Source organism: Nocardioides sp. CER19, from assembly GCF_029846275.1.
Taxonomy (GTDB): Bacteria; Actinomycetota; Actinomycetes; order Propionibacteriales; family Nocardioidaceae; genus Nocardioides.
In genome coordinates, this window is the sequence record NZ_JARVWS010000002.1 from 294,238 (window position 1) to 313,821 (window position 19,584).

Here is a 19,584-nt window from a genome sequence, read left to right on the forward strand (position 1 = left end):
CCGAGGCGCCGGCTCGGGCAAGGCGCTCGCGGGACTGCGTCGTCCGCAAACGAGGACCGCGCACCCGCCGGTCTTGACACAGAAGGGGCCGGTGAGTCCGAATCGCGGCATGAGGTGGGGATGAACGCCGACGCCACTCGCCGGCCGGGTCGCTCGCGGCGCCGAGTGTCGCTGAGAACCACCGCAGGGATGATCCTGGTGTGCGCGGGTCTCGCGGTGTCGGCATGGCTCGGCTGGGAGTACTGGGGCACCACCTGGGTCGCCCACCGGACACAAGCGACGGTGATGTCGTCGATCGAAGACAGCTGGAGGCGCGGCAAGGACTCAGCCGTGGTCTCCCAGGGTCCGGGCGGCCGACCGGTCGCGGCGGGGGCGATCGTCCGCATCCCGCGGTTCGGGCCGGACTTCGCCGTACCGGTCCTGGAGGGCACGTCGGACGGCGTGCTGGCCGCGGGGCTCGGGCACTACGCCGGCAGTGCTCCACCGGGCGGCCCGGGAAACTACGCGCTGGCCGGCCACCGGGTCACCCACGGCCAACCGCTCCGCGACATGCCCGAGCTCCGGCCAGGGGACCGCGTCGTCGTGGAGACCCGACAGAGCGTGTTCACCTACGTCCTCGACACCGGCGGGGACGCGCTCGTGGTGCCGTTTACCGCCGGCTGGGTGCTCGATCCGGCCCCGAGCAACCCCGACGGTGGGATCGAGCCGCCAAGCGGCCCCGTCGGCCGGCGGCTGATCACGCTCACCACGTGCTCCGAGCTCTTCCACACCGACAACCGGTACGTCGCCTTCGGGCACCTCGAGTCGACCCGACGCCGGCCGTGACGGACCCGTCGAAGCGGTTCCTATCCCGCCGGAGTCTCGAGGGCGGCGTCGCGACGCCGGCGAGCCACCAGCACCAGGCCGGTGCCGACCATCGCCAAGCTCAGCGGCATCCAGACCGAAGCAGGCCCGCCGAGCTGGGGGATCAGCATGCTGGCGTGGGCACAGCGGCGAAGGTCCGCGATCGCGAGACTCGCCGAGAGGCACGACTCGTCGTTGGAGCTCGCCGGCATGACCTCCGCGCTCTCCGCTGATCCGGCCATCGCAGACCGGTGCAGCAAGTCGGAACGCATGTACGCCAGGATGAGTGCGTGGGCCGCGGCGGCCGCCGCTGGGGACACCCGCACCTGCTTCGCTCGCTCTTCCTTGCGGGCGGGTTTCCGGTTGGCGGTCGCCGGCGCACGATCCTTCACCGGCGTGACGGCGGCCGTCCGGGGCTGAGGCCCGGTCGCGCTGGGCGAGGTGCCTCCGCTCGTCGTCGGCCCGGAGGTGAGCGGGCTGGAGCTCGGCTGCTGCGGAAGGCGTCGACCGGTCGAGTTGGCGACGTGGTCCACCGTGCCGTCCACCGTGCCGCCCACCGTGGTCGTGGCTCCGCGGACCGTGCCGCCCACTGCGCGGGTGACTCCACGGACCGTGCCGCCCACACTGCCACCCGCACTGTGGGCCGCCGGTCCGCCCACCGCGCCACCTACGGCACCACCCGTACCGCCCACGGCACCGCCCACGGCACCGCCCGCGCTGCGGCCGAGGTTCTCCACCGCGCCACCGAGCGCGCCGCCGGCACTTCCGATGGCACGTCCCGCGGTGGGGGTGGCCCCTCCCGAGCCGTCGTACGCCTGGGCCGGACCGCCGGCGACCCCGGAGAACGAGACCGCCGCGCACACCACGGCACCGGCGACCACCCTCGATGTTGCAGTCATGATGGCTCCCCCCGATCACACCAACTGCAGATCTGCAGCCACCCCGAGCAACGAGCGAGCACCCCGGCGGTCACGACCCTCACGGCCAGATACCGAACTTGGGGGACGATGGCGGAGCAAGGTCAGCCGGGCGATGAGTCGCCCGGGCGCGCAGCGACCTGCTCGTCGGTGACGGCGTCCAGGGCACTCACATTCCCATCCGGTAGTGGTCGACGGCGATCATGGCGACGACCCGCTCGCGGCTGCGGTCGTAGGGCGCGTGGATGTACTTCTCGGCGATCGCGTCGACGACGGCCCAGCCCTCCTCGCCGGTGAGCCAGGTGACGACACGGCCGCGCAGGACGACTGGGTAGGACGGGTTGTCGGTCGGCGTCAGCGAGATCGCGACGCGGGGGTCGCGTCGCAGGTTGCGAGCCTTCTGCGAGCAGGGCCCGGTCATGATCACGACATGACCCTCGTGGGTTCCGGTCCAAACCGGCACGGAGTGCGGTGCGCCGTCGGGCAGGAGAGTCGCCACGTGGGCGGTGGGCGAACTATCGAGCACGTCGACGAGCTCGGTGTCCAGGGCGCGGGCGGCCATCAGCGTTCCTTTCGGAGTTCCGTCAAGAGACGCCATCACCATAGCTAGCGGAGTTCCTTGAGGGAACCCCGACTGCTAGGTTGGTTCCATGCAGCGCACGGACTTCGGCGACATGGCGTGCTCGATCGCCCGCACGCTGGATGTGATGGGGGAGCCTTGGACGCCCCTGGTGATCCGCGACGTGTTCGTCGGGATGAACCGTTTCGAGCAGATCCAGCAGGATCTCGGGATCTCCCGCAAGGTCTTGACCGAGCGGCTGAATCACCTCGTCGAGCGCGGGATTCTCGAGCGGCGTCCCTATGACAACAGGCCCAGGTACGAGTACCACCTGACGGACCGGGGAGCCGAGCTCTTCGACGTGCTCATGGCGATGGTCGGATGGGGTGACAAGTGGCTCGCCGGGAAGGCCGGTCCGCCGGTCCTGTACCGCCACCGGGCGTGCGGTGAGGTCAGCCACGTCGACCCGCGCTGCAGCCGCTGCGGGGAGCCCATGCACGCCACCGACATCGACGTGATGCCCGGGCCCGGCGCCGCACGCTGAGTGCGGGCCTCGCGCCTGAGAGGGAGGGTGTCGCCTTCGAGGACGACCCGGTCACCGTCGCGTTGGTACGGCGCAGGTTCGCTCAGGCGCGACTCGCGAGCGGCTTGCGGCTCGGGCGATCAGGACCGCCTCGGACCCGCGTGACCTGCGAGGCACTTCCAGCCTCCCGCCGAGAGGACCCACACCTGGGTCATCGGCATGCGAAACGTCTCGACGTCACCCTCGGCGAACGTCACTCGGTCGGTCACCTCGGCTCGAAGTACAGCGGTATTCCCCACAACGACGACCTCCACGTCGGTCATCGCCTGAGCATGCCAAACGGTCTGCCCTTCAGTGTTTCGCCGGACGTACTCCGTCCGATCGACGGTCTCGCCGACATGGGTGGTCCACGTGAACTCCTCATGGAGCAGATCCATCAGTCGCTCGGCATCGCCCGCGACCAGAGCAGTCGCCCGATCCTCGGCTGCCGTGCGGACCTGCTTCGCCGCATCCATCTGAGTCATCCTGACACGGCTCTGAGGTGCGTGCGCCGAACGTTCTGCATGCTCGTGGGCCTGGGCGACGACCGAACCGCACTGCCGCGAAAGCTTCTGCGGGACCGGTCCCCTTGCCCTCGGCTCCCGCACGAACCCCACGGTCGTACCCGCCGCGTCCAGCGCGGATGCCCATCTTGCGGCCAGGGCGTTCACGAGCTCCAGGCCGCGTCGGCTCGAGGTCTCGGGAACCCCAGGAATCGCACCTATCCGGGTGCTTGAGCAAAGGACCCCATCGTGATCACTCCTACGCTTGGCCACGCCCAACTGACGCCCGCGTGGTGGGAATCTCTCTTCTGAGAAACCAAGGTGCTGCATAGTCGGAACGGGCTATTTCCTGGCGGCAGCCGGTGTGTTCTCATCGAATTGGTACCAGTGTTTGGATGTGCCGCGACGGCGTCATGGGGCGCCTCCGGTCATCGGATTCGTTCAGGCCCGGTCGACAACGGCCGGGGTTCTCGAGGTTGAGCGATTCTCTGGGGGTTCGGCCGTGGCGAACTGCGAGCACACTTTCGGGGCCGGGAGGGAAAGCGGCGGCAACCTTCGTCGTCGCGATGTCGAGCGCCGACTGTCAGGATGCCGACCTCCCGGCTGATCACCCGTGGGTGGCATCTTCATCTCCTACCGTCGCGATCCGTCCGCGGCGTGGGCGGGCCGGATCGCAGACCGGCTCCGTGCGCACTTCGGCAGGCGCAAGGTGTTCATCGATGTCGTCGACATCGAGCCGGGGGCGAACTTCCCCGAGAAGCTCGCTGCCACGATCCGACACGCCGAAGCCTTCCTCGTCATCATCGACCACCACTGGGTCGCCGGCGCCGGAGAACGCCCGACGCATCCGATCAGTGCCGACGACTGGGTGACCAGGGAAGTGAGTCTGGCGCTGAGCGAAGATCGGCTGGCCGTGATCCCCGTGCTGGTCGACGGGGCCGCGATGCCGGCCGCCGATGCGCTTCCGCCGGTCATTCGTGAGCTGGCGTTCCGGAATGCTGTGGCGCTGTCGCCGACCAGCTTCGAGGCCGATCTCGAGAGACTCGTCCGGGCGCTTTCGGGAGACGGAGCCCGCAAGACCGTCCTCAAGCGGGTCGGGCTCGTCCGAGGCCTGCTCATCTTCACGGTGCTCGGTGCGCTCGCCTTGTATCTCGGTGCGCGCGCTGTCGACGCTGCCCAGCAGAGCCGACTACGAGCCGAGGCGAGAGGCCCCCTGGTCACCTACCAGGGCCTGCGATGGGAGCGCTTCGAGGTGACGAATCGCCGCTACCGGGCGTGCGTCGATGCCAGGCACTGTGATGTGCCCGGGGCGGCCCGCACCGGCGAGCGGTTCGACACTCCGGATCGTGCCGACCTGCCGGTCGTATCCGTGAGCGCTGACCAGGCTCTGGCCTTCTGTGCGTGGATCGGCCGGCGGCTTCCTACCCGCGCGGAGTGGCAGAAGGCGGCGACGCGCGACGGTAGGGCGACATGGCCCTGGGGGAACGACCCTCCCACCGCGAGCCGCGCGAATGCGATCACCCTCGCGCAAGCGCCTCCCCCGCACCCACCCGGGTCGGTCATCCGCGCTTTCACTCTCCTGGCCCATCGCGACCGGGTCGCTGCCGGCGAGGTCGCCCGGCTCATCCCCGGAGCGACCGCACGCGCCATCGACGACCTCAAGGAGGACTGGCCGTTCGCTGCTCGCGGGGAGCGGGTGGAATGGCTTTCGCAGCTCTACTTGGCGACTCGCGATGCGGCGCCCGGACCCGACCCCAGCAACCCCGACGACGTCGTCGTGGTGACCACGGATCGTGCCGGCGGCACCTCTCTGGTCAACGGCGTCGAGGACCTCGTCGGCAACGCGGCGGAATGGACCAGTACGACGCCCGACGACGAGGTGTGGCGCGGCGCGGCCGCCACGCCCCTCTATGTCGCTGGGGGGTCGTTCGCGGACCTCGCCGACTCCCTTGAGTCGGATCGCTGGGCGAGCTCGGACGAGCAGATGGACACGGTTGGTTTCAGATGCGTTGAAAGTGGGTGAGATCAGATGCCTGCGGAAAGACCATGGAGGAGCGCAATACTTCTTGCCCTCGCACTCATCGGTACCTCGTGCGGAGGATCCGATCCGTCGTCGAGCTCGAGCGACGGTTCGGTGGAGTCCTTCCACCAAGCGCCGCCGCCGGGACTGTTCCCGCAACCTGTGGAGTGCGACCCCAAATCACCGGAGTGGTCCAGGTCGAGCAAGCCCGAGCTGATCAAGAGTGCGCTCGGCGCCGCCGCTCAGGTGACCGCCTCGAACGCTGCCGACCAGACGTTCGAGATCACCTACATCAGCTCGAGTATCGAATCCCTGAACGCCTACTTGGCGGCCAACAGCGACGCAAAGACCTGCATCGAAGCACAGTCATTCGTGCCCGTCTCCGCTGACGATCCGCCGCTGCCGTCGCTGGAGGAAAGCGTCATCGACGCGATAGCGCACGCCTCCCGCAAGTCGCCGGACGAGCTCGCCGAGTACCGAGACGCGCAGACGACCTCGCCCAACCTCGAGCAGGTGGCCGCGCACTTCGGCGTGAAGAAGAAGACCGTGCTCAGCCAGGTCGTGGGCGCCGCGCACACGACGTTCTCCGGCGTGGCCGCGTCAACCGCGAAGGCGGCCGCCGAGGAGGTCCTGGCCTGGGATGACTCACCGCCCCTGATCGGCAGCTGGGAGCAACCGGTGACCGACGACGAGTTCCGACAGTGGATCGACAAGACCGGCGCGGTCCTCGTGCAGATCCGCGTCGTGGATCCCAACCTCGACCTTCCGAAGTCAGATACGCCGGACGCTGCTCTGCTCTCGATCTCGGCGATCTTCGACCCGGGCGTCAACGCGGGGAAGCACGTCTACTACGAGGCGATCTGCAGTCGCGACGCCTGGGTGCGACTTCACGCCAAGGCGGGGAGAATGTCCGTCTATATGTGGCGTCGAATCCCGTACCTCGACGTCGGTTCTCGCCGAGCTAGCGCCGCTTCTGACGCCAATCCATCCGGAATTTGGCACCAGTCGGCCGCGCGAAGGACCTACGACGTTCTCGTTCGGGGTTGGCAGGACGGCAGCAGATACACCCTGGACGGCCAGTGGAACGTGGGCTCGGGAGGTGGCTGCTGAGCGGAGTGCGGGCCCCGTTCGGAGTGACCATATCCAGCCCTGTCCACGCCGCCGCCGCCGGCGTATCGTCGATGAGGTCGGCGCTGCCGGACCTTCTCCGGGAGGACCAATGCGCAAGGTCGTCGCATCGCCAGTGGCCGTCACCTTTTCAGGAGCGGTCCCATGTCACGCATCTTCCTGAGCCACTCGAGCCGGAACTCGGCGGAAGCCATTGCGCTGAAGCGCTGGCTGGTGGAACAGGAGCCGGGACTCGCGGACGAGATCTTCCTGGATCTGGATCGCGATGCGGGCATCGCGCCGGGCGAGCGGTGGAAACGGGCGTTGCGGCAGGCCAACGAGCGGTGCGAGGCCGTGATCTGCCTGCTGTCCGAGGACTGGGAGAGCTCGAGCGAGTGCACGGCCGAGTTCCGCACGGCGGAGACCCTGGGCAAGCTGATCCTCTGCGCCAGGCTCGAGCCCCTGGACGACAGGGGAATCACGCGGGAGTGGCAGTACTGCGATCTCTTCGTCAACGGCGGCCCCTGCACGGAGATCGCCGTCGACAGCACGGGACGCTCGGTGCGGTTCCAGACGGACGGCCTCCACCGGCTCCTCCGGGGGATGCGTCAGGCCGGCATCGGAGCCGAACAGTTCGCGTGGCCCCCAGCGGATGATCCCGAACGGTCGCCGTACCGGGGGTGGGAACCGCTGGAGGAGAAGGACGCGGCAGTGTTCTACGGCCGGGACGCACAGATCGTCCGCGGGATGGATGCCCTCCGGGGCATGCGTGCCTCCGGCGTCGAATCACTCTTCGTGATCCTGGGTCCGTCCGGCGTCGGGAAGTCCTCGTTCCTGCGCGCCGGCCTGCTGCCGCGGATACGTCGGGACGATCGGCACTTCCTGGTAGCCGGCACCGTGCGACCCGGGCGCGACGTGCTCACGGGGGAACGTGGCCTTGCGCACGCGATCCACCGGTTGCGCGTCGACATGGGACTCAGGGCTCCGGCCCTGGCCGACGTCAAGGACGCCTGTTCCCGAGGGGATGCCCTCTTCGTCGCAGATCTCCTCGAGGAGGCCCGGCAGGAGGCCAGAAGGCGCCTCCTCGGTGAGCCGGATCGGACAACCCTGCCGACGGTGATCCTGCCCGTGGACCAGGCGGAGGAGCTGTTCAGCGCAGATGCCGGTCCCGAGGCCAAGCGCTTCCTCACCCTGCTCGCCAGTCTGGTGAACCACGGCGACGTGACGTCACGCGGTGTGGTGGTCGCCTGCACGATCCGCACCGACTTCTATGGTTCACTGCAGAGCGCCCCCGAGCTGTCGAGGCTGAAGAGCGTCGTGTTCGACGAGCTGCGGCCCATGCCGCCGGCCAACTTCAAGGAGGTCATCGTCGGCCCGGCGCAGCGTGCGACCAAGGCTGGGCGCCCCCTGAACGTTCAGACGGATCTGGTGGAGCGCTTGCAGCGTGACAGCGCGCATGGTGCCGACAGCCTGCCGCTCCTCTCCCTGACGCTCGCCTTGCTGTACGAGGACTACGGCAGTACGGGCGAACTGACGGCGCACGCGTACGAAGCGATGGGCGGCATGAACCACGTGGTCCAGACGCAGGTCGACTCGGTCCTCGCCCGGGATCCCATGATCAGGGCGTCCCAGCTCGACCGATTGCACCGGGCCTTCATCCCGTGGCTGGCCACCATCAATCCCGACAATGACCAGCCCATGCGCCGCGTCGCCCGTCGGTCCGACCTTCCGGCCAACGCACGCTCGGAGATCGACGCACTCGTGTCCAGGCGACTGCTGGTCCAGGGCGAACGCGACGGCGAAGTCTTCGTCGAGGTCGCCCTGGAAAGCCTGCTGCGTCAATGGGCAGACCTCGTCAGCTGGCTCGCTGCTGAGCGGGACGACCTCAAGGAGGCCGACAACCTCGAACGAGCTGCCGTGGCGTGGGAGCAGAACGACCGCAACGCCGCCTGGCTGTTGGAGGGCGAACGGCTCAGGAGGTCCGAGTCCGTGGTGTCGAAGCCCGGCTACCAGGATCGACTCGCCCACACGTCGAGCTTCCTCGCTGCCTCCCGGACGCGGGAGGACAAACGCGTCGCGGACGAGGAAGAGCGCAAGGTCGCGGAGCTCAGGGCGGCGCGCGAGAAGCAACAGCTGGCGGAAGCCCACGCGGCCGCACTCCGACGGCGAGCGCGGATCCTGAGGGTCGTCCTGGCGGCGACCGTCGTCATCGCTCTCGTCGCCCTCGCCGGATTCGTCCGAGCGTCGAAGGCACAGCGCGATGCCGCGGACCGGGCGCGGGAGGCAACGGCGCTGCGGCTGGCGGCCGAAGGCCAAGCGATGCTCGCCGGCGCCCGGCCCGGAGGCGAGCTGCGCGGGATGCAGGAGATGCTGGCGGCACAGGACCTGAAGCACACCGCCGACGGAAAGCGTGCCATCGACCACTCGGTGGTGGTGCAGCGCGACGTCGACAAGATCATCGAGGTGGGATCGCCGGTCCGGAGCGTGGCCGTCAATCCGGCGGGAACCCTGGTCGCATCGGGCGAGGAGGATGGCTCCGTCCGACTGTGGGACGCGAACACGGGCGAACCGGTGCGGGACCTCTTGGCTCCGAGCGGTGGGGACACGAATGTCGTGAACGCCGTGGCCTTCAGCCGCGACGAGCGCTGGGTCGCCGCCGCCAGCGGGGACGGCTCAGTCCGGTGGTGGGACGCAACGACCCGCCGGCTGTCCCACAGGGTGTCGAGCCCCAGTGGGGACCCCGTGAACTCGGTGGCGTTCAGCCCGGACAGCAGTGTGATCGCCACGGGCGGCGACGATCACCTCGTGCGGCTCTGGGACGTTCGCTCGGGTGAGCCGGCGGGTGACCCGTTGACGGGGAACGGCAAGTCGGTGAACGCGGTGGCGTTCGGCCCCGGTGGCGGGCTGATCGCCTCCGGCGGCGAGGACGGCACGGTGCGGTTGTGGTTCGACAGCGACACCGGTTGGCGGGACGAGCCACCGATGACCGAGGACGGATCGCCCGTGAACGCGGTGGCATTCAGCCGGGATGGCCGGCGGCTGGCCTCTGCCGGCGACGACCGGATCGTGCGCGTGTGGGACCCCGCCCACCGCACGTTGGTGAGCGAGCTGAACGCCCACAAGAACTGGGTCCTCAGCGTGGCCTTCAGCCCTGACGGGAAGCGACTGGTCTCCGCCAGCGCTGACTACACACTCCTCCTCTGGGACGTCGAGAAGGGCAAGACGATCGGAGATCCGCTGACCGGGCACGGCAAGGAGGTCTTCAGCGCGGCGTTCACCCGGGACGGCCGGCGGGTCGTGTCCGGCATGGGCGACGGCACCATCCGGTTCTGGTCAGTGCGGGCCGCCCTGCCGATCGAGCAGGGGCCCTGGCGCTACAGCATGGCGACCAGCGCCGACGGCCGCCTGATCGCCTCTGGCGGCGACGGCGCGATCCAGCTGTGGAACCCCGTCACGGGGACCTCGGTGGGCGAGCTGGGGGCGCGACACCAGGGGGACGTGCGCGCCGTGGCGTTCGCCCCGGACGGTGGGCTGCTCGCGTCCGGGGGTGAGGACGGCACGGTCCAGCTGTGGGACGTCGCGTCACGCACGCCAACCGGTGCGCCGCTGACCACGCATCAGCGTGCGGTTCTTGACGTGGCGTTCTCCCCGGACGACGGTCCGGACCCCGGTCTGCTCGCCACCGCCGGCGCCGACGGATCCGTGAGGTTGTGGGACGTGGCATCAGGCATACGGGTGGGTGAGCCGCTGAGGGGGCACCAGGGCGACGTGAACGCGGTGGCGTTCGACCCGGGCGGCCGGCTGTTGGCGTCCGCGGGCGCGGACGGCTCCGTGCGGTTGTGGGACGTCGCGTCACGAAGGCCGGTGGGTGAGCCGCTGACCGGGCACAAGGGTCCGATCCTCAACGTGGCGTTCTCCCCGGACGGCGATCGGCTTGTGTCGGCGGGTGCGGACAAGACGGTGCGGCTGTGGAACGTCCGCGAGCGCCGACCGGTGGGGGCACCCTGGGACGGACACGAGGCCGCCGTGAACAGTGTCGCCTTCAGTCCGGACGGCCGGCGCGTCGTCTCCGGCAGCGCCGACCGGAACGTGCGGGTGTGGGATGCGCGCACCGGGGACGGGATCGGTGACCCGCTCATCGGCCACTGGGATCAGGTGGTCGATGCGGTGTTCACTCCGGACGACCTCCGCGTCCTCTCGGGCAGCCAGGACGGCACCATCCGCACCTGGCCCGTACCGCCGGACGGGTACGGCGCCTTGTGCGCCAAGCTGACGCAGAACCCGAGTCGGGACGAGTGGCGGAAGGAGATGCCGCAGGGCGTCGACTACCACGCCCTCTGTCCGGGCCTGCCCCGCCGCACCGGGTGAGCCGCCGGGTGGTCAGCCGAGCCCGTCGATCGGGACGCCGAGGGCGCGAAGCTCGCTGGTGATGGCCGAGACGGCGTGCGCGTAGTTCGTGTCGATCGACCGGCCGGCGAAGTGCAGACCGAAGGCGCTGTCGCTCCACGCCAGCGCGGGGGAGCCGGAGTTGCCGCCGAGCGTGGTGGCGTCGTGGCCGAAGACCCACCGCCGCTTGTCGCGGGGGATCGATCCGAGCGGACGGTGGGTCATGCCGGGCGCGAGCCGTTTGACGCCGTACACGTTTCCGAACAGGGTCCGGGTGACCCAGGTCCAGTCGACACCCTCGACGGTGCCGGACTCGTACAGCGGCTGGGCCGGGTAGCCGACGATGCAGTGGGAGCCGAGGCGGCCGAGCGGCCCGTCGGGATCGGCGCTGACGGTGAGCGCGTCCGGGACCTCCTGCGGTCCGTCCGGTAGCGGTTCGATGCGCAGCACCGCGGCGTCGAGACGGGCGAAGATGGTGCCGTCGACCCGGGATGGGGTGGCCTCGACGACCCGGTAGCGGCGCACGTCCGAGCTGCCCGCCTCGGCGGCGAAATCGACGAAGGCGCCGTCGAGAACCCGGAACCCCTTGCTCCTGCGGGCGCGCGCGTGCGGCGACCGCTCGATCACGGCAGCCAGCACGTGCCTGTTGGTCAGCACGAGTCCGTTGCGGTCGTCGACGACCCAGCAGGTGCCGAAGAAGTCGCTGCCGCTCGGGTGGGTCGGCTCCACCCGACCGACCGCGGAGATCGCCCTGGTCAACCTGTCGCCCGCGGAGGCGAGCTGACCGGCCCAGCCCGCCGCCAGAGGCTGGGCCGGGTCCACGACGCCGTTGCGGACCAGCAGGCTCGGCCGGGTGCCGTCGGCGCGTACCACGGCCTCCAGGGCGTACACCTCGTCGGGCGGCAGCGGAGCGTCGGGGTCGTCGTCGAGACGTCGTGCGGCCCGGTCGGTGGTGCGCAGCCACAGGTCGAGTGCCCGGCGGAACTCTCGGTCGTCGACGTCCGGTCGGTCCGCCAGGTGTCGCGCGGCCTGCTCGACCCGGCCGGTCACCTCGGCTGCCCCGGGCGGAGTCACCTCGGCCCGCGGCATCGACTCGAGTGTCACCCCGGTCCCGTCGGCGAGCGAGCGCTCCGCGACGAGGCGCCCCAGCCGCTGGCCGGCCAGCGCGCCGGTCACGGTCCGCCTCCTTCGGTCGAGGCCATCCGCGCCCCCTTGTTCGTCGTCGGACGCCGTCCTCCTACGCGTCGTACCACTCCGCGGGCGTCGTCGCCAAGCGCCAGGACCAGGAAGGTGGCCAAGTCCGGATTCACGACGCATGATGAGACGGCTGGTCGACTCTGTGCGCGAAGGAGAGTGCGGCATGGCCAACGAGATTCCCCTGCGTGGAAGCTCGTTCCCGCCGATCGCCGACTATGCGCTGCTGTCGGACTGTGAAGTCTCCGCGCTCGTCGCCCCGAGCGGGAACGTCGAGTGGCTGGCGCTGCCACAGATGGACGGGCCGGGTGTCTTCTCGGCGATCCTCGACCGGCAGGCGGGGCGGTTTCGCGTCGGCCCGCTGGACCGTATGGTCCCTTCCGGCCGCCGCTACCTGCCGGGCACCATGATCCTGGAGACCACCTGGGGTACGCCGACGGGCTGGCTCGAGGTGCGCGACGTGCTCCTGATCGGCTCGTGGGACGACGACGACGGTTCCCAGCGGTACGTCCGGGCGCCGCGCGACCGTGTCGCCGAGCACGCCCTGTTGCGCACCTTCCGCTGCCTGGACGGCTTCGTCGATGTCGAGCTCGACTGCCAGCCCGCATTCGACTACGGCCGCAGCTACGGAAGCTGGCGGCACGTCGGCGACGGGTACGGCGACGCCGTCTGCGAGGCGCCGGGGGTCGAGCCGGCGCTGCGGCTGCGCACCGACGTACGGCTCGGGTTCGAGGGCGCCAGGGCGCGCGCCGAGACCAGTCTGCGCGCCGGCCAGCAGGCGTTCTGCGCCCTCGGATGGAGCGACCGCGCGCCTCCGGCCACCTATGACGACGCCGAGGCGAGGCTTGCGGAGACGCAGGCCTACTGGCACGAGTGGATCAACAGGGGCCGCTTCCCCGATCATGCGTGGCAGATCCACCTCCAGCGGTCTGCGCTCACACTCAAGGCCCTGACCTATGCGCCGACCGGAGCGATGGTCGCTGCGGCGACCACCTCGCTGCCCGAGACGCCCGGCGGCGAGCGGAACTGGGACTACCGCTACAGCTGGCTGCGCGACTCGACGTTCATGCTGTGGGCCCTCTGCACCCTCGGCTTCAACCGCGAGGCGACCGACTACTTCTACTTCCTCGCCGACCGCGTCGAGGACGGGGACCTGCAGATCATGTACGGGATCGACGGGCGCGGCCGGCTGGACGAGATCACGCTCGATCACCTCAGCGGCTACGAAGGCGCTCGTCCGGTGCGGGTGGGCAACGACGCCTGGCACCAGAGGCAGCACGACGTCTGGGGCGTGCTGCTCGACTCGGTCCGGCTCCACACGCACTCGAGCGATCGGCTCGACGACCGCCTGTGGACGCTGATCACCCGCCAGGTCGACGCGGCGCTCGAACACTGGCGGGAACCGGACCGCGGCATCTGGGAGGTGCGAGGCGATCCGAAGCACTTCACGTCCTCGAAGCTGTTCTGCTGGGTCGCCGCCGACCGCGGGGCGCGGCTGGCGCGGCTGCGCGACGACACGGCAGCTGCCGAGCGATGGGAAGCCGCCGCCCAGGAGATGCACGACGACATCTGCGCGAACGCGACCGACGCCCGTGGCGTCTTCGTGCAGCACTACGAGACGGACGCCCTGGACGCCTCGCTGCTGCTCCTCCCGCTCCTCCGGTTCCTTCCGCCGACCGACGAACGCGTGCGGGCGACGGTCTTGGCGATCGCCGACGAGCTGACCGTCGACGGCTTGGTGCTGCGCTATCACGTGAAGGAGACCGATGACGGGTTGACGGGTGAGGAGGGGACGTTCACGATCTGCTCGTTCTGGCTCGTCTCGGCGCTCGCCGAGATTGGTGAGCTGGACCGGGCCCGGACGCTGTGCGAGAAGCTGCTCTCCTACGCGAGCCCGCTGTTGCTCTACGCCGAGGAGATCGAGCCGCACAGCGGACGCCACCTCGGGAACTTCCCCCAGGCGTTCAGCCACCTCGCCCTCATCAACGCCGTGATGCACATCATCAAGGCGGACGAGAGCCTGGCCGCGGGACTGGAGAGCCGTACCGGGGCTCCCGGTCGCATGGCTGTGCAGCTCGGGCTCGAGCTCGAGCCGCCAGACGCTGCGCCCCAGCCGAACGCGGCCGGCGACGACGCCGGCGCCCCTGCTTGAGCGGGTCGAGCACGGGCTGCGCAGGTCGGGCATGGCCCGAAAGGGTCATGCCCGCTCTGGACGCCCCGGTCTTAGACTCCGATTGACGGTGGCGTGCTCGCGGACGGCCCCTCGCGAACGGCTACTCGTAGCAGGTTCGGCCCTGAGGGGAGGACCAAGATGGCAGTTCGCACAACCCAGCAGCAGCGCGATCGTTTCCGCTCCGCCGGGCCGAAGCAGGAGCTCGAGCCGGTACGCCGCCTGGAGCGCCCGGGCCTCGCGTGCTTCGTGGTCGTCTTCTGCCTGTATGCCTGCCTGGCGTGGCGAGCCTGGGAGCCGGAAGAAAGCGCCGGCCCGCTCAACTGGTACACGTCGTTCTTCTGGAGCCTCCCCATTCTCTCGTCCTCGCTCGGGCTGGCCGGGGTCGTGGTGCAGCGGCGACGTCGCCGTGTCGCTCCCCCTCTCGAGGAAGCGCCGGGACGAGTCGACGACCTGTTGATCGTCGTCGTGCCGACCGTCGCTCGGTTGGACAACGTGGTGGCCCTGGAGCGCGTCGTCCGGAGCTTCCTCCGCCAGCTTCCTGAGCACTTCTCGCAGGTGCGCGTCGACGTCGTCATCGAGGAGGGCTCCCCGGGGACCGACGACGTCGCTCGACTGGCGAGCCATCCCGGGGTTCGCGTCATCACCGTGCCACGCCGCTACAGCACTGAGCGCGGCACCCGATTCAAGGCACGTGCGAACCACTACGCCCATGAGCTGAGGGTGAGGGACGGAGAGGCGAAGGACGACGTGTGGGTCCTGCACATGGACGACGACACGGCGGTGGGTCCGGACACGGCCACGGCGCTTGCCGGATTCATCAACCGACAGGCCACCGCAGGACCCGACGTCCGTCATCTCGCGCAAGGAGTCCTGGCGTTCCCACGCGAGCTGGCGGCCAGCAGACTCCTGTGGCTCGCCGACGCTGTGCGCCCCGGATGCGACCTGAGCCTGTTCGCGGCGACAACAGGTCGAGGATCGCCTCGCATCGGTCTCCACGGGGAGCTGCTGCTCGTCCGGGCGTCGGTCGAGGCCGAGATCGGCTGGGACTTCGGCCCGTGCGCGATCGTGGAGGACGCCCAGTTCGCGCTCGAGTTCTGCGCACGGTATCCCGCGCGAAGCGAGTGGTTCACGGGTCGCTCCTACGGGGCGGCACCGGCCAACCTGCGGGACTTCCTGCGTCAGCGGGAGCGCTGGTCGTGGGGCCTGCTCTCCCTCGTCACGGACCGGGCCATCCCCTACCGTCGCCGTGCGCTCCTGTTGACGATGGTCGCCGTGTGGGCTTCCGCGCCACTGCAGCATCCGGCGATCCCCCTCGTGCTGGCCGTCGTCCTGGCGGACGCCAGCACCGGACCCGTGTCGCCGCTCATCATCCCGCTCTGGTCTCTCAACATCGCCTTCTGCGTCTGGCTCTACTGGGAGGGCCTCAAGGTCAACGCCGATGCCTCGGCGCGAGCGCAGCGGGCGTGGTGGGAGCCGGCGGCCCTGGTCGTGCTGCTTCCACTCTTCGCCCTCTGGGAAGCGGCCGGCATCGCCCGCGGGCTCACCAAGTTCCTGCGTGGCAGCGACAGGTCGTTCACCGTGATCACCAAGTCGGGCTAGCGGGGTCAAGAGTGTCCCGGCAGAGCGGCATCTTTCTCAGCTACCGGCGCGAGGAGGCCGGATATGCCGCTGGGCGACTGGCCGATCGGATCGCCACGCGGTTCGACGACACGCGCGTGTTCATCGACGTCGACTCCGTTCCCGCGGGGGAGGACTTCGTCCGGGCGATCCAGCGAGCCGTCGCCGATTGTGACGTCCTCCTCGCTGTCATCGGACGGCAGTGGACGACGATGACGGACAGCGAGGGCCGCCGACGCCTCGATGATCCGGAGGACTTCGTCGTGCTCGAGCTGAACGAGGCGCTGGAGCGCGACATCCACATCGTCCCCGTGCTCCTGGACGGAGCCGCCATGCCACGACCTGACGAGCTGCCGTCGGCGCTCCGCCCACTGTCGCGTCGCAATGCCGTCCGGGTGGACGCGGAGTCCTTCCGTCGAGACGCGGATGCCCTCCTCGAGCAGCTCACCCCGCTGCTGCCCGGCCGCCTCGAGACGCCGCTGAAGGCATCGGGCTCCACCGGACAGGAAGCCGCCGCGGCGTCTCGTGAGCAACCAGCGGCTGGTCGACGTACGGCCCCGCGGGTGACCCGGCGATCGCTCGTGCGGGCCGCGGTCGGGGTGGGTGGGCTCGCCGCCGTCGGAATCGGCGGCAGGGCAGGGTGGGCGCTCCTCGACCGCCCCTCACGCCCGAGGTGGGTCGTCACCACAGGCGGTGAGGTCTTCTCCAGCCCCACGGTGGTCGACGGGACGGTCTACGTCGGCAGCCGTGACAACCATCTCTACGCGCTGGACGCACGCACGGGGAACGAGCGGTGGCGGTATCGGACCGGGGGACCCGTGACCTCCTCGCCAGCCGTTGCCGGCGGTCGGGTCTACGTCGGGAGCAACGACACGCGAGTGCATGCCGTCGACGCCGACTCCGGCCATGTCAGCTGGACGTTTGCGACCGGCGCCGCGATCCACTCCTCTCCCGCCGTGGCCGACGGGACCGTCTTCATCGGGAGCCGCGACAACTACGTCTACGCGCTCGACGCCACCAAGGGCGATGTGCGCTGGAAGTTCCCCGGCGGCCGGCAGGAGGGCCCTGTGATCGGGTTCAACTCCTCGCCCCTCGTGGTCGACGGCGTCGTCTACGTCGGGTGCCGTGACCACAACGTCTATGCCATCGACGCCGAGGGCGGCTATCAACGGTGGCGGCGGACGACCGGGAGCACCGTGGACTCCTCAGGCACCGTCACGTCGGGAGTGCTCCTGATCGGGAGCGACGACCACAGCCTCTGGGCTCTGAGCACGGCCGACGGCACCGTCATCTGGACCTTCGTGACGCAGGGCGGAGTCGTCTCGACGCCGTGGGTGGAAGGTGACGCGGTGTTCGTCGGGAGCGGCGACCAGAACCTCTACTCGCTCGACGCGACGACCGGGCGGATCCGGTGGAAGCTGCGGACGGATGGTGCGATCAGGTCTTCGCCGACCGCGGGTTCGGGCCTGGTCTACGTCGGAAGTGGGGACTTCTCGCTGTACGCGGTGGACGCGACGACCGGCAGGAAGAGATGGTCCTTCGCGACCTACGGTCCGGTGGACGACTCGTCACCGGTTCTGGCCGACGACACGGTGTATGTCGGCAGCCTGGATCATCGCATCTATGCACTGGACGCTCGGGACGGCGCAGAGCAGAACCCACCTCTCGGACACGGGTGAGCCGGCGGTGACGATCAGCTCGGATCCTTCTCGCGCCATGTCCGCTCGAACGGCAGCCGCCAGGAGTTCGGGGCGATCAGCTGGTGGATCGCGTTCGGGCCCCAGCTACCGGGGTCGTACGGCTTGACCTCCGGCGGGGCATCCAGCAGCAGGGCGGATCTCTCCCAGAGGCTCTCGATGCCGTCCGCCGACGTGAACAGCGTCTGGTCGCCGCGCATCGCATCGAGGATCAGCCGCTCGTACGCCTCCAGGACATCGCCGGCGTAGTCGGTCTGCCCCGTCGAGAACTGCATGCTCACCTTGTCGAGCTTCATCCCCGAGCCGGGTCGCTTGCCGTAGTAGGACAGCGAGACCTTGTGCTCGTCGGCGAGGTCGAACGTCAGGTGGTCCGGACCAGCCGATCCGACCCCGGAATCCGCCGAGAACATCGAACGTGGCGCCTCCTTGAACGCGACCGAGACGATCCGCATACCTTCCGCCATCCGCTTCCCGGTGCGGAGATAGAACGGCACCCCGGCCCAGCGCCAGTTGTCGAGCTCGCAGTGCAGGGCGATGAAGGTCTCGGTGTCGGAGTCGTGCGCGACTCCTTCCTCCTCGCGATAGCCCCGGTACTGACCGCGCACCACGTGCGAGGGTAGGACGGGCAGCAGGGAGTCGAAGACCTTGTTCTTCTCGTCGCTGATCGAGGTCGGCGCGAGCGCGGACGGCGGCTCCATGGCCACGAACCCCATCAGCTGGAACAGGTGGGTGACGACCATGTCCTTGTAGGCGCCGGTGTTCTCGTAGAAGTTCGCCCTGCCGTCCAGCCCGAGACTCTCGGGGATGTCGATCTGCACGTGGTCGATGAAGTTCCGGTTCCAGATCGGCTCGAACAACCCGTTGGCGAAGCGCAGGGCGAGGATGTTCTGCGTCGCCTCCTTGCCGAGGAAGTGGTCGATGCGGAAGATCTGCGACTCGTCGAACGTACGGTGCACCTGCGCGTTGAGCTCGACCGCACTCTCCAGGTCGGTCCCGAACGGTTTCTCCATGATCACCCGGGCGTTCTCGACGAGCTCCGCCTCCCGCAGCATGTTGATGACGTCGAGCGCGGCGGCGGGGGGCACGCTGAGGTAGTGCAGCCGAAGGCAGCCCTCGCCGAGCTGGTCCTGCGCTGCGGCGACCGCGTCCGCCAGCGCCTCCGGGCCCGCCGACCTCGGCACGTAGCTGAGGTTCGCGGCAAACTCCTCCCACTCATCCGAGGCGAGTGGCTCGCGGATCCGGCGCTCGAGTGCGACGGTCTCGAGGTGGCCGAACTCCGCCGCTGCGGCCTTGGCGAGAGACCGGAAGTCCTCGTCGCTCATCTCCTCCAGAGACGACCCGACCACCCGGATCGGCGGAGCGAGTCGCGAGGCGGCCAAGTGCGCGAAGCCGGGCAGCAGCTTGCGACGCGCGAGGTCGCCGGTCGCCCCGAAGAGGACGATCACGTGGGGCCGGACCGGCTCGGCCTCGGTGCGATATCGAGCCGACCTCAGCGCGGCATAGCTGGACGGTTCTCGAAAGATGTCCATCATCCATCATGGCATCGATGTAGCGGTCCGACCTACAGGAGTACACCCGCTCAAAACCCACCCCTTGCGAATTCACCAGGATGCAATTTGCTTTGGGTCGTGGGACTATGGTATGTGCCGTTCGCGACGGGCGTGGATGTCGTAGCTCGAACGGGCCGAGTCGAAGCGCTGGGTTCGTTCGTCGTCGATGCCGGTCGGTCTGGCGATGCGAGTGCAGGTCGTGCTCGCGCCCGTGACGGGATCGCATGGCCCTCCATCGATCCCCGTCCGCTGAGCGCGGCGACGATGCCGCACGACCGTCCGCCGCCTGCTCGCTCGACTGGTCCGGCGCGTCCGCCCGCCACCCGGCAGCATCAGCGCCGCCGCTAGCGGCGGCGCGAACGAGACGGCGCCGACCAGCCCGCCCTCGTTCAGTCCGAACCCTAGTGTTGGGAGATTGAGATGGCGACCGAGCAGGTTGGATCCACGGCAAGCGGA

The 19,584-nt window shown here is 69.5% G+C and carries 14 protein-coding genes; 8 read left to right on the top strand and 6 right to left on the bottom strand.

Annotation, left to right across the window (positions count from 1 at the left end):
* Window positions 1–120: 120 nt before the first annotated feature.
* A complete protein-coding gene (locus tag QDS12_RS09820) occupies window positions 121–825 on the top strand; it encodes a class E sortase (protein ID WP_279878809.1) in 705 nt (234 codons plus the stop codon).
* Window positions 826–845: 20 nt separating this feature from the next.
* On the opposite strand, the gene QDS12_RS09825 is transcribed toward QDS12_RS09820, so the two are convergent.
* Both QDS12_RS09825 and QDS12_RS09830 read right to left on the bottom strand, forming a co-directional pair.
* Entirely contained in the window at window positions 846–1,742 is an 897-nt protein-coding gene (locus QDS12_RS09825; RefSeq protein ID WP_279878810.1) for a hypothetical protein, read from the bottom strand.
* A 187-nt stretch (window positions 1,743–1,929) separates the two neighbouring features.
* Entirely contained in the window at window positions 1,930–2,322 is a 393-nt protein-coding gene (locus tag QDS12_RS09830) for a TIGR03618 family F420-dependent PPOX class oxidoreductase (protein ID WP_279878811.1), read from the bottom strand.
* Window positions 2,323–2,410: 88 nt separating this feature from the next.
* Between QDS12_RS09830 and QDS12_RS09835 the strand changes: the two genes are divergently transcribed.
* Complete coding sequence (locus tag QDS12_RS09835; RefSeq protein ID WP_279878812.1) at window positions 2,411–2,863, top strand: helix-turn-helix domain-containing protein; 453 nt, start codon at window positions 2,411–2,413, stop codon at window positions 2,861–2,863.
* 119 nt (window positions 2,864–2,982) lie between these two features.
* Here the strand turns inward: QDS12_RS09835 and QDS12_RS09840 are convergent, their stop codons facing one another.
* Window positions 2,983–3,357, bottom strand: a complete 375-nt coding sequence (locus QDS12_RS09840; protein WP_279878813.1) for a nuclear transport factor 2 family protein — start codon at window positions 3,355–3,357, stop codon at window positions 2,983–2,985.
* A gap of 640 nt (window positions 3,358–3,997) precedes the next feature.
* Between QDS12_RS09840 and QDS12_RS09845 the strand changes: the two genes are divergently transcribed.
* From QDS12_RS09845 to QDS12_RS09855, 3 genes are all read left to right on the top strand, one after another.
* Window positions 3,998–5,407: an SUMF1/EgtB/PvdO family nonheme iron enzyme gene (locus QDS12_RS09845; protein WP_279878814.1), complete on the top strand. Its 1,410-nt coding sequence runs from the start codon at window positions 3,998–4,000 to the stop codon at window positions 5,405–5,407.
* A 111-nt stretch (window positions 5,408–5,518) separates the two neighbouring features.
* Window positions 5,519–6,514, top strand: a complete 996-nt coding sequence (locus tag QDS12_RS09850; RefSeq protein WP_279878815.1) for a hypothetical protein — start codon at window positions 5,519–5,521, stop codon at window positions 6,512–6,514.
* Between the two features lie 162 nt (window positions 6,515–6,676).
* Window positions 6,677–10,879: a TIR domain-containing protein gene (locus tag QDS12_RS09855; protein WP_279878816.1), complete on the top strand. Its 4,203-nt coding sequence runs from the start codon at window positions 6,677–6,679 to the stop codon at window positions 10,877–10,879.
* Window positions 10,880–10,891: 12 nt separating this feature from the next.
* Here QDS12_RS09855 and QDS12_RS09860 read toward each other — a convergent pair whose 3' ends face one another.
* On the bottom strand, window positions 10,892–12,073 hold the full coding sequence (locus tag QDS12_RS09860; RefSeq protein WP_279878817.1) for a trypsin-like peptidase domain-containing protein: 1,182 nt from the start codon (window positions 12,071–12,073) through the stop codon (window positions 10,892–10,894).
* Window positions 12,074–12,257: 184 nt separating this feature from the next.
* On the opposite strand from QDS12_RS09860, the gene QDS12_RS09865 reads away from it, so the two are divergent.
* Both QDS12_RS09865 and QDS12_RS09870 read left to right on the top strand, forming a co-directional pair.
* Window positions 12,258–14,243, top strand: a complete 1,986-nt coding sequence (locus tag QDS12_RS09865) for a glycoside hydrolase family 15 protein (protein WP_279878818.1) — start codon at window positions 12,258–12,260, stop codon at window positions 14,241–14,243.
* A 159-nt stretch (window positions 14,244–14,402) separates the two neighbouring features.
* The gene (locus QDS12_RS09870; RefSeq protein WP_279878819.1) at window positions 14,403–15,863 is read left to right on the top strand and encodes a glycosyltransferase family 2 protein; all 1,461 of its coding nucleotides are present in this window, start codon (window positions 14,403–14,405) and stop codon (window positions 15,861–15,863) included.
* Window positions 15,864–15,868: 5 nt separating this feature from the next.
* Here the strand turns inward: QDS12_RS09870 and QDS12_RS09875 are convergent, their stop codons facing one another.
* A complete protein-coding gene (locus tag QDS12_RS09875; protein ID WP_279878820.1) occupies window positions 15,869–16,183 on the bottom strand; it encodes a hypothetical protein in 315 nt (104 codons plus the stop codon).
* Window positions 16,184–16,462: 279 nt separating this feature from the next.
* Here QDS12_RS09875 and QDS12_RS09880 point away from each other — a divergent pair, with 279 nt between their 5' ends.
* Window positions 16,463–17,560: a PQQ-binding-like beta-propeller repeat protein gene (locus QDS12_RS09880; protein ID WP_279878821.1), complete on the top strand. Its 1,098-nt coding sequence runs from the start codon at window positions 16,463–16,465 to the stop codon at window positions 17,558–17,560.
* A 14-nt stretch (window positions 17,561–17,574) separates the two neighbouring features.
* Here QDS12_RS09880 and zwf read toward each other — a convergent pair whose 3' ends face one another.
* Window positions 17,575–19,107, bottom strand: coding sequence for a glucose-6-phosphate dehydrogenase (gene zwf / locus QDS12_RS09885; RefSeq protein WP_279878822.1), 1,533 nt, complete (start codon window positions 19,105–19,107; stop codon window positions 17,575–17,577).
* Between the last annotated feature and the right edge of the window lie 477 nt (window positions 19,108–19,584).

Coding starts and splice junctions, on each gene's coding strand:
- QDS12_RS09830 (WP_279878811.1), bottom strand. CDS start 2,322: ATGGCCGCCCGCGCCCTGGACACCGAGCTCGTCGACGTGCTCGATAGT.
- QDS12_RS09865 (WP_279878818.1), top strand. CDS start 12,258: ATGGCCAACGAGATTCCCCTGCGTGGAAGCTCGTTCCCGCCGATCGCC.
- QDS12_RS09840 (WP_279878813.1), bottom strand. CDS start 3,357: ATGGATGCGGCGAAGCAGGTCCGCACGGCAGCCGAGGATCGGGCGACT.
- QDS12_RS09855 (WP_279878816.1), top strand. CDS start 6,677: ATGTCACGCATCTTCCTGAGCCACTCGAGCCGGAACTCGGCGGAAGCC.
- QDS12_RS09820 (WP_279878809.1), top strand. CDS start 121: ATGAACGCCGACGCCACTCGCCGGCCGGGTCGCTCGCGGCGCCGAGTG.
- zwf (WP_279878822.1), bottom strand. CDS start 19,107: ATGGACATCTTTCGAGAACCGTCCAGCTATGCCGCGCTGAGGTCGGCT.
- QDS12_RS09835 (WP_279878812.1), top strand. CDS start 2,411: ATGCAGCGCACGGACTTCGGCGACATGGCGTGCTCGATCGCCCGCACG.
- QDS12_RS09870 (WP_279878819.1), top strand. CDS start 14,403: ATGGCAGTTCGCACAACCCAGCAGCAGCGCGATCGTTTCCGCTCCGCC.
- QDS12_RS09825 (WP_279878810.1), bottom strand. CDS start 1,742: ATGACTGCAACATCGAGGGTGGTCGCCGGTGCCGTGGTGTGCGCGGCG.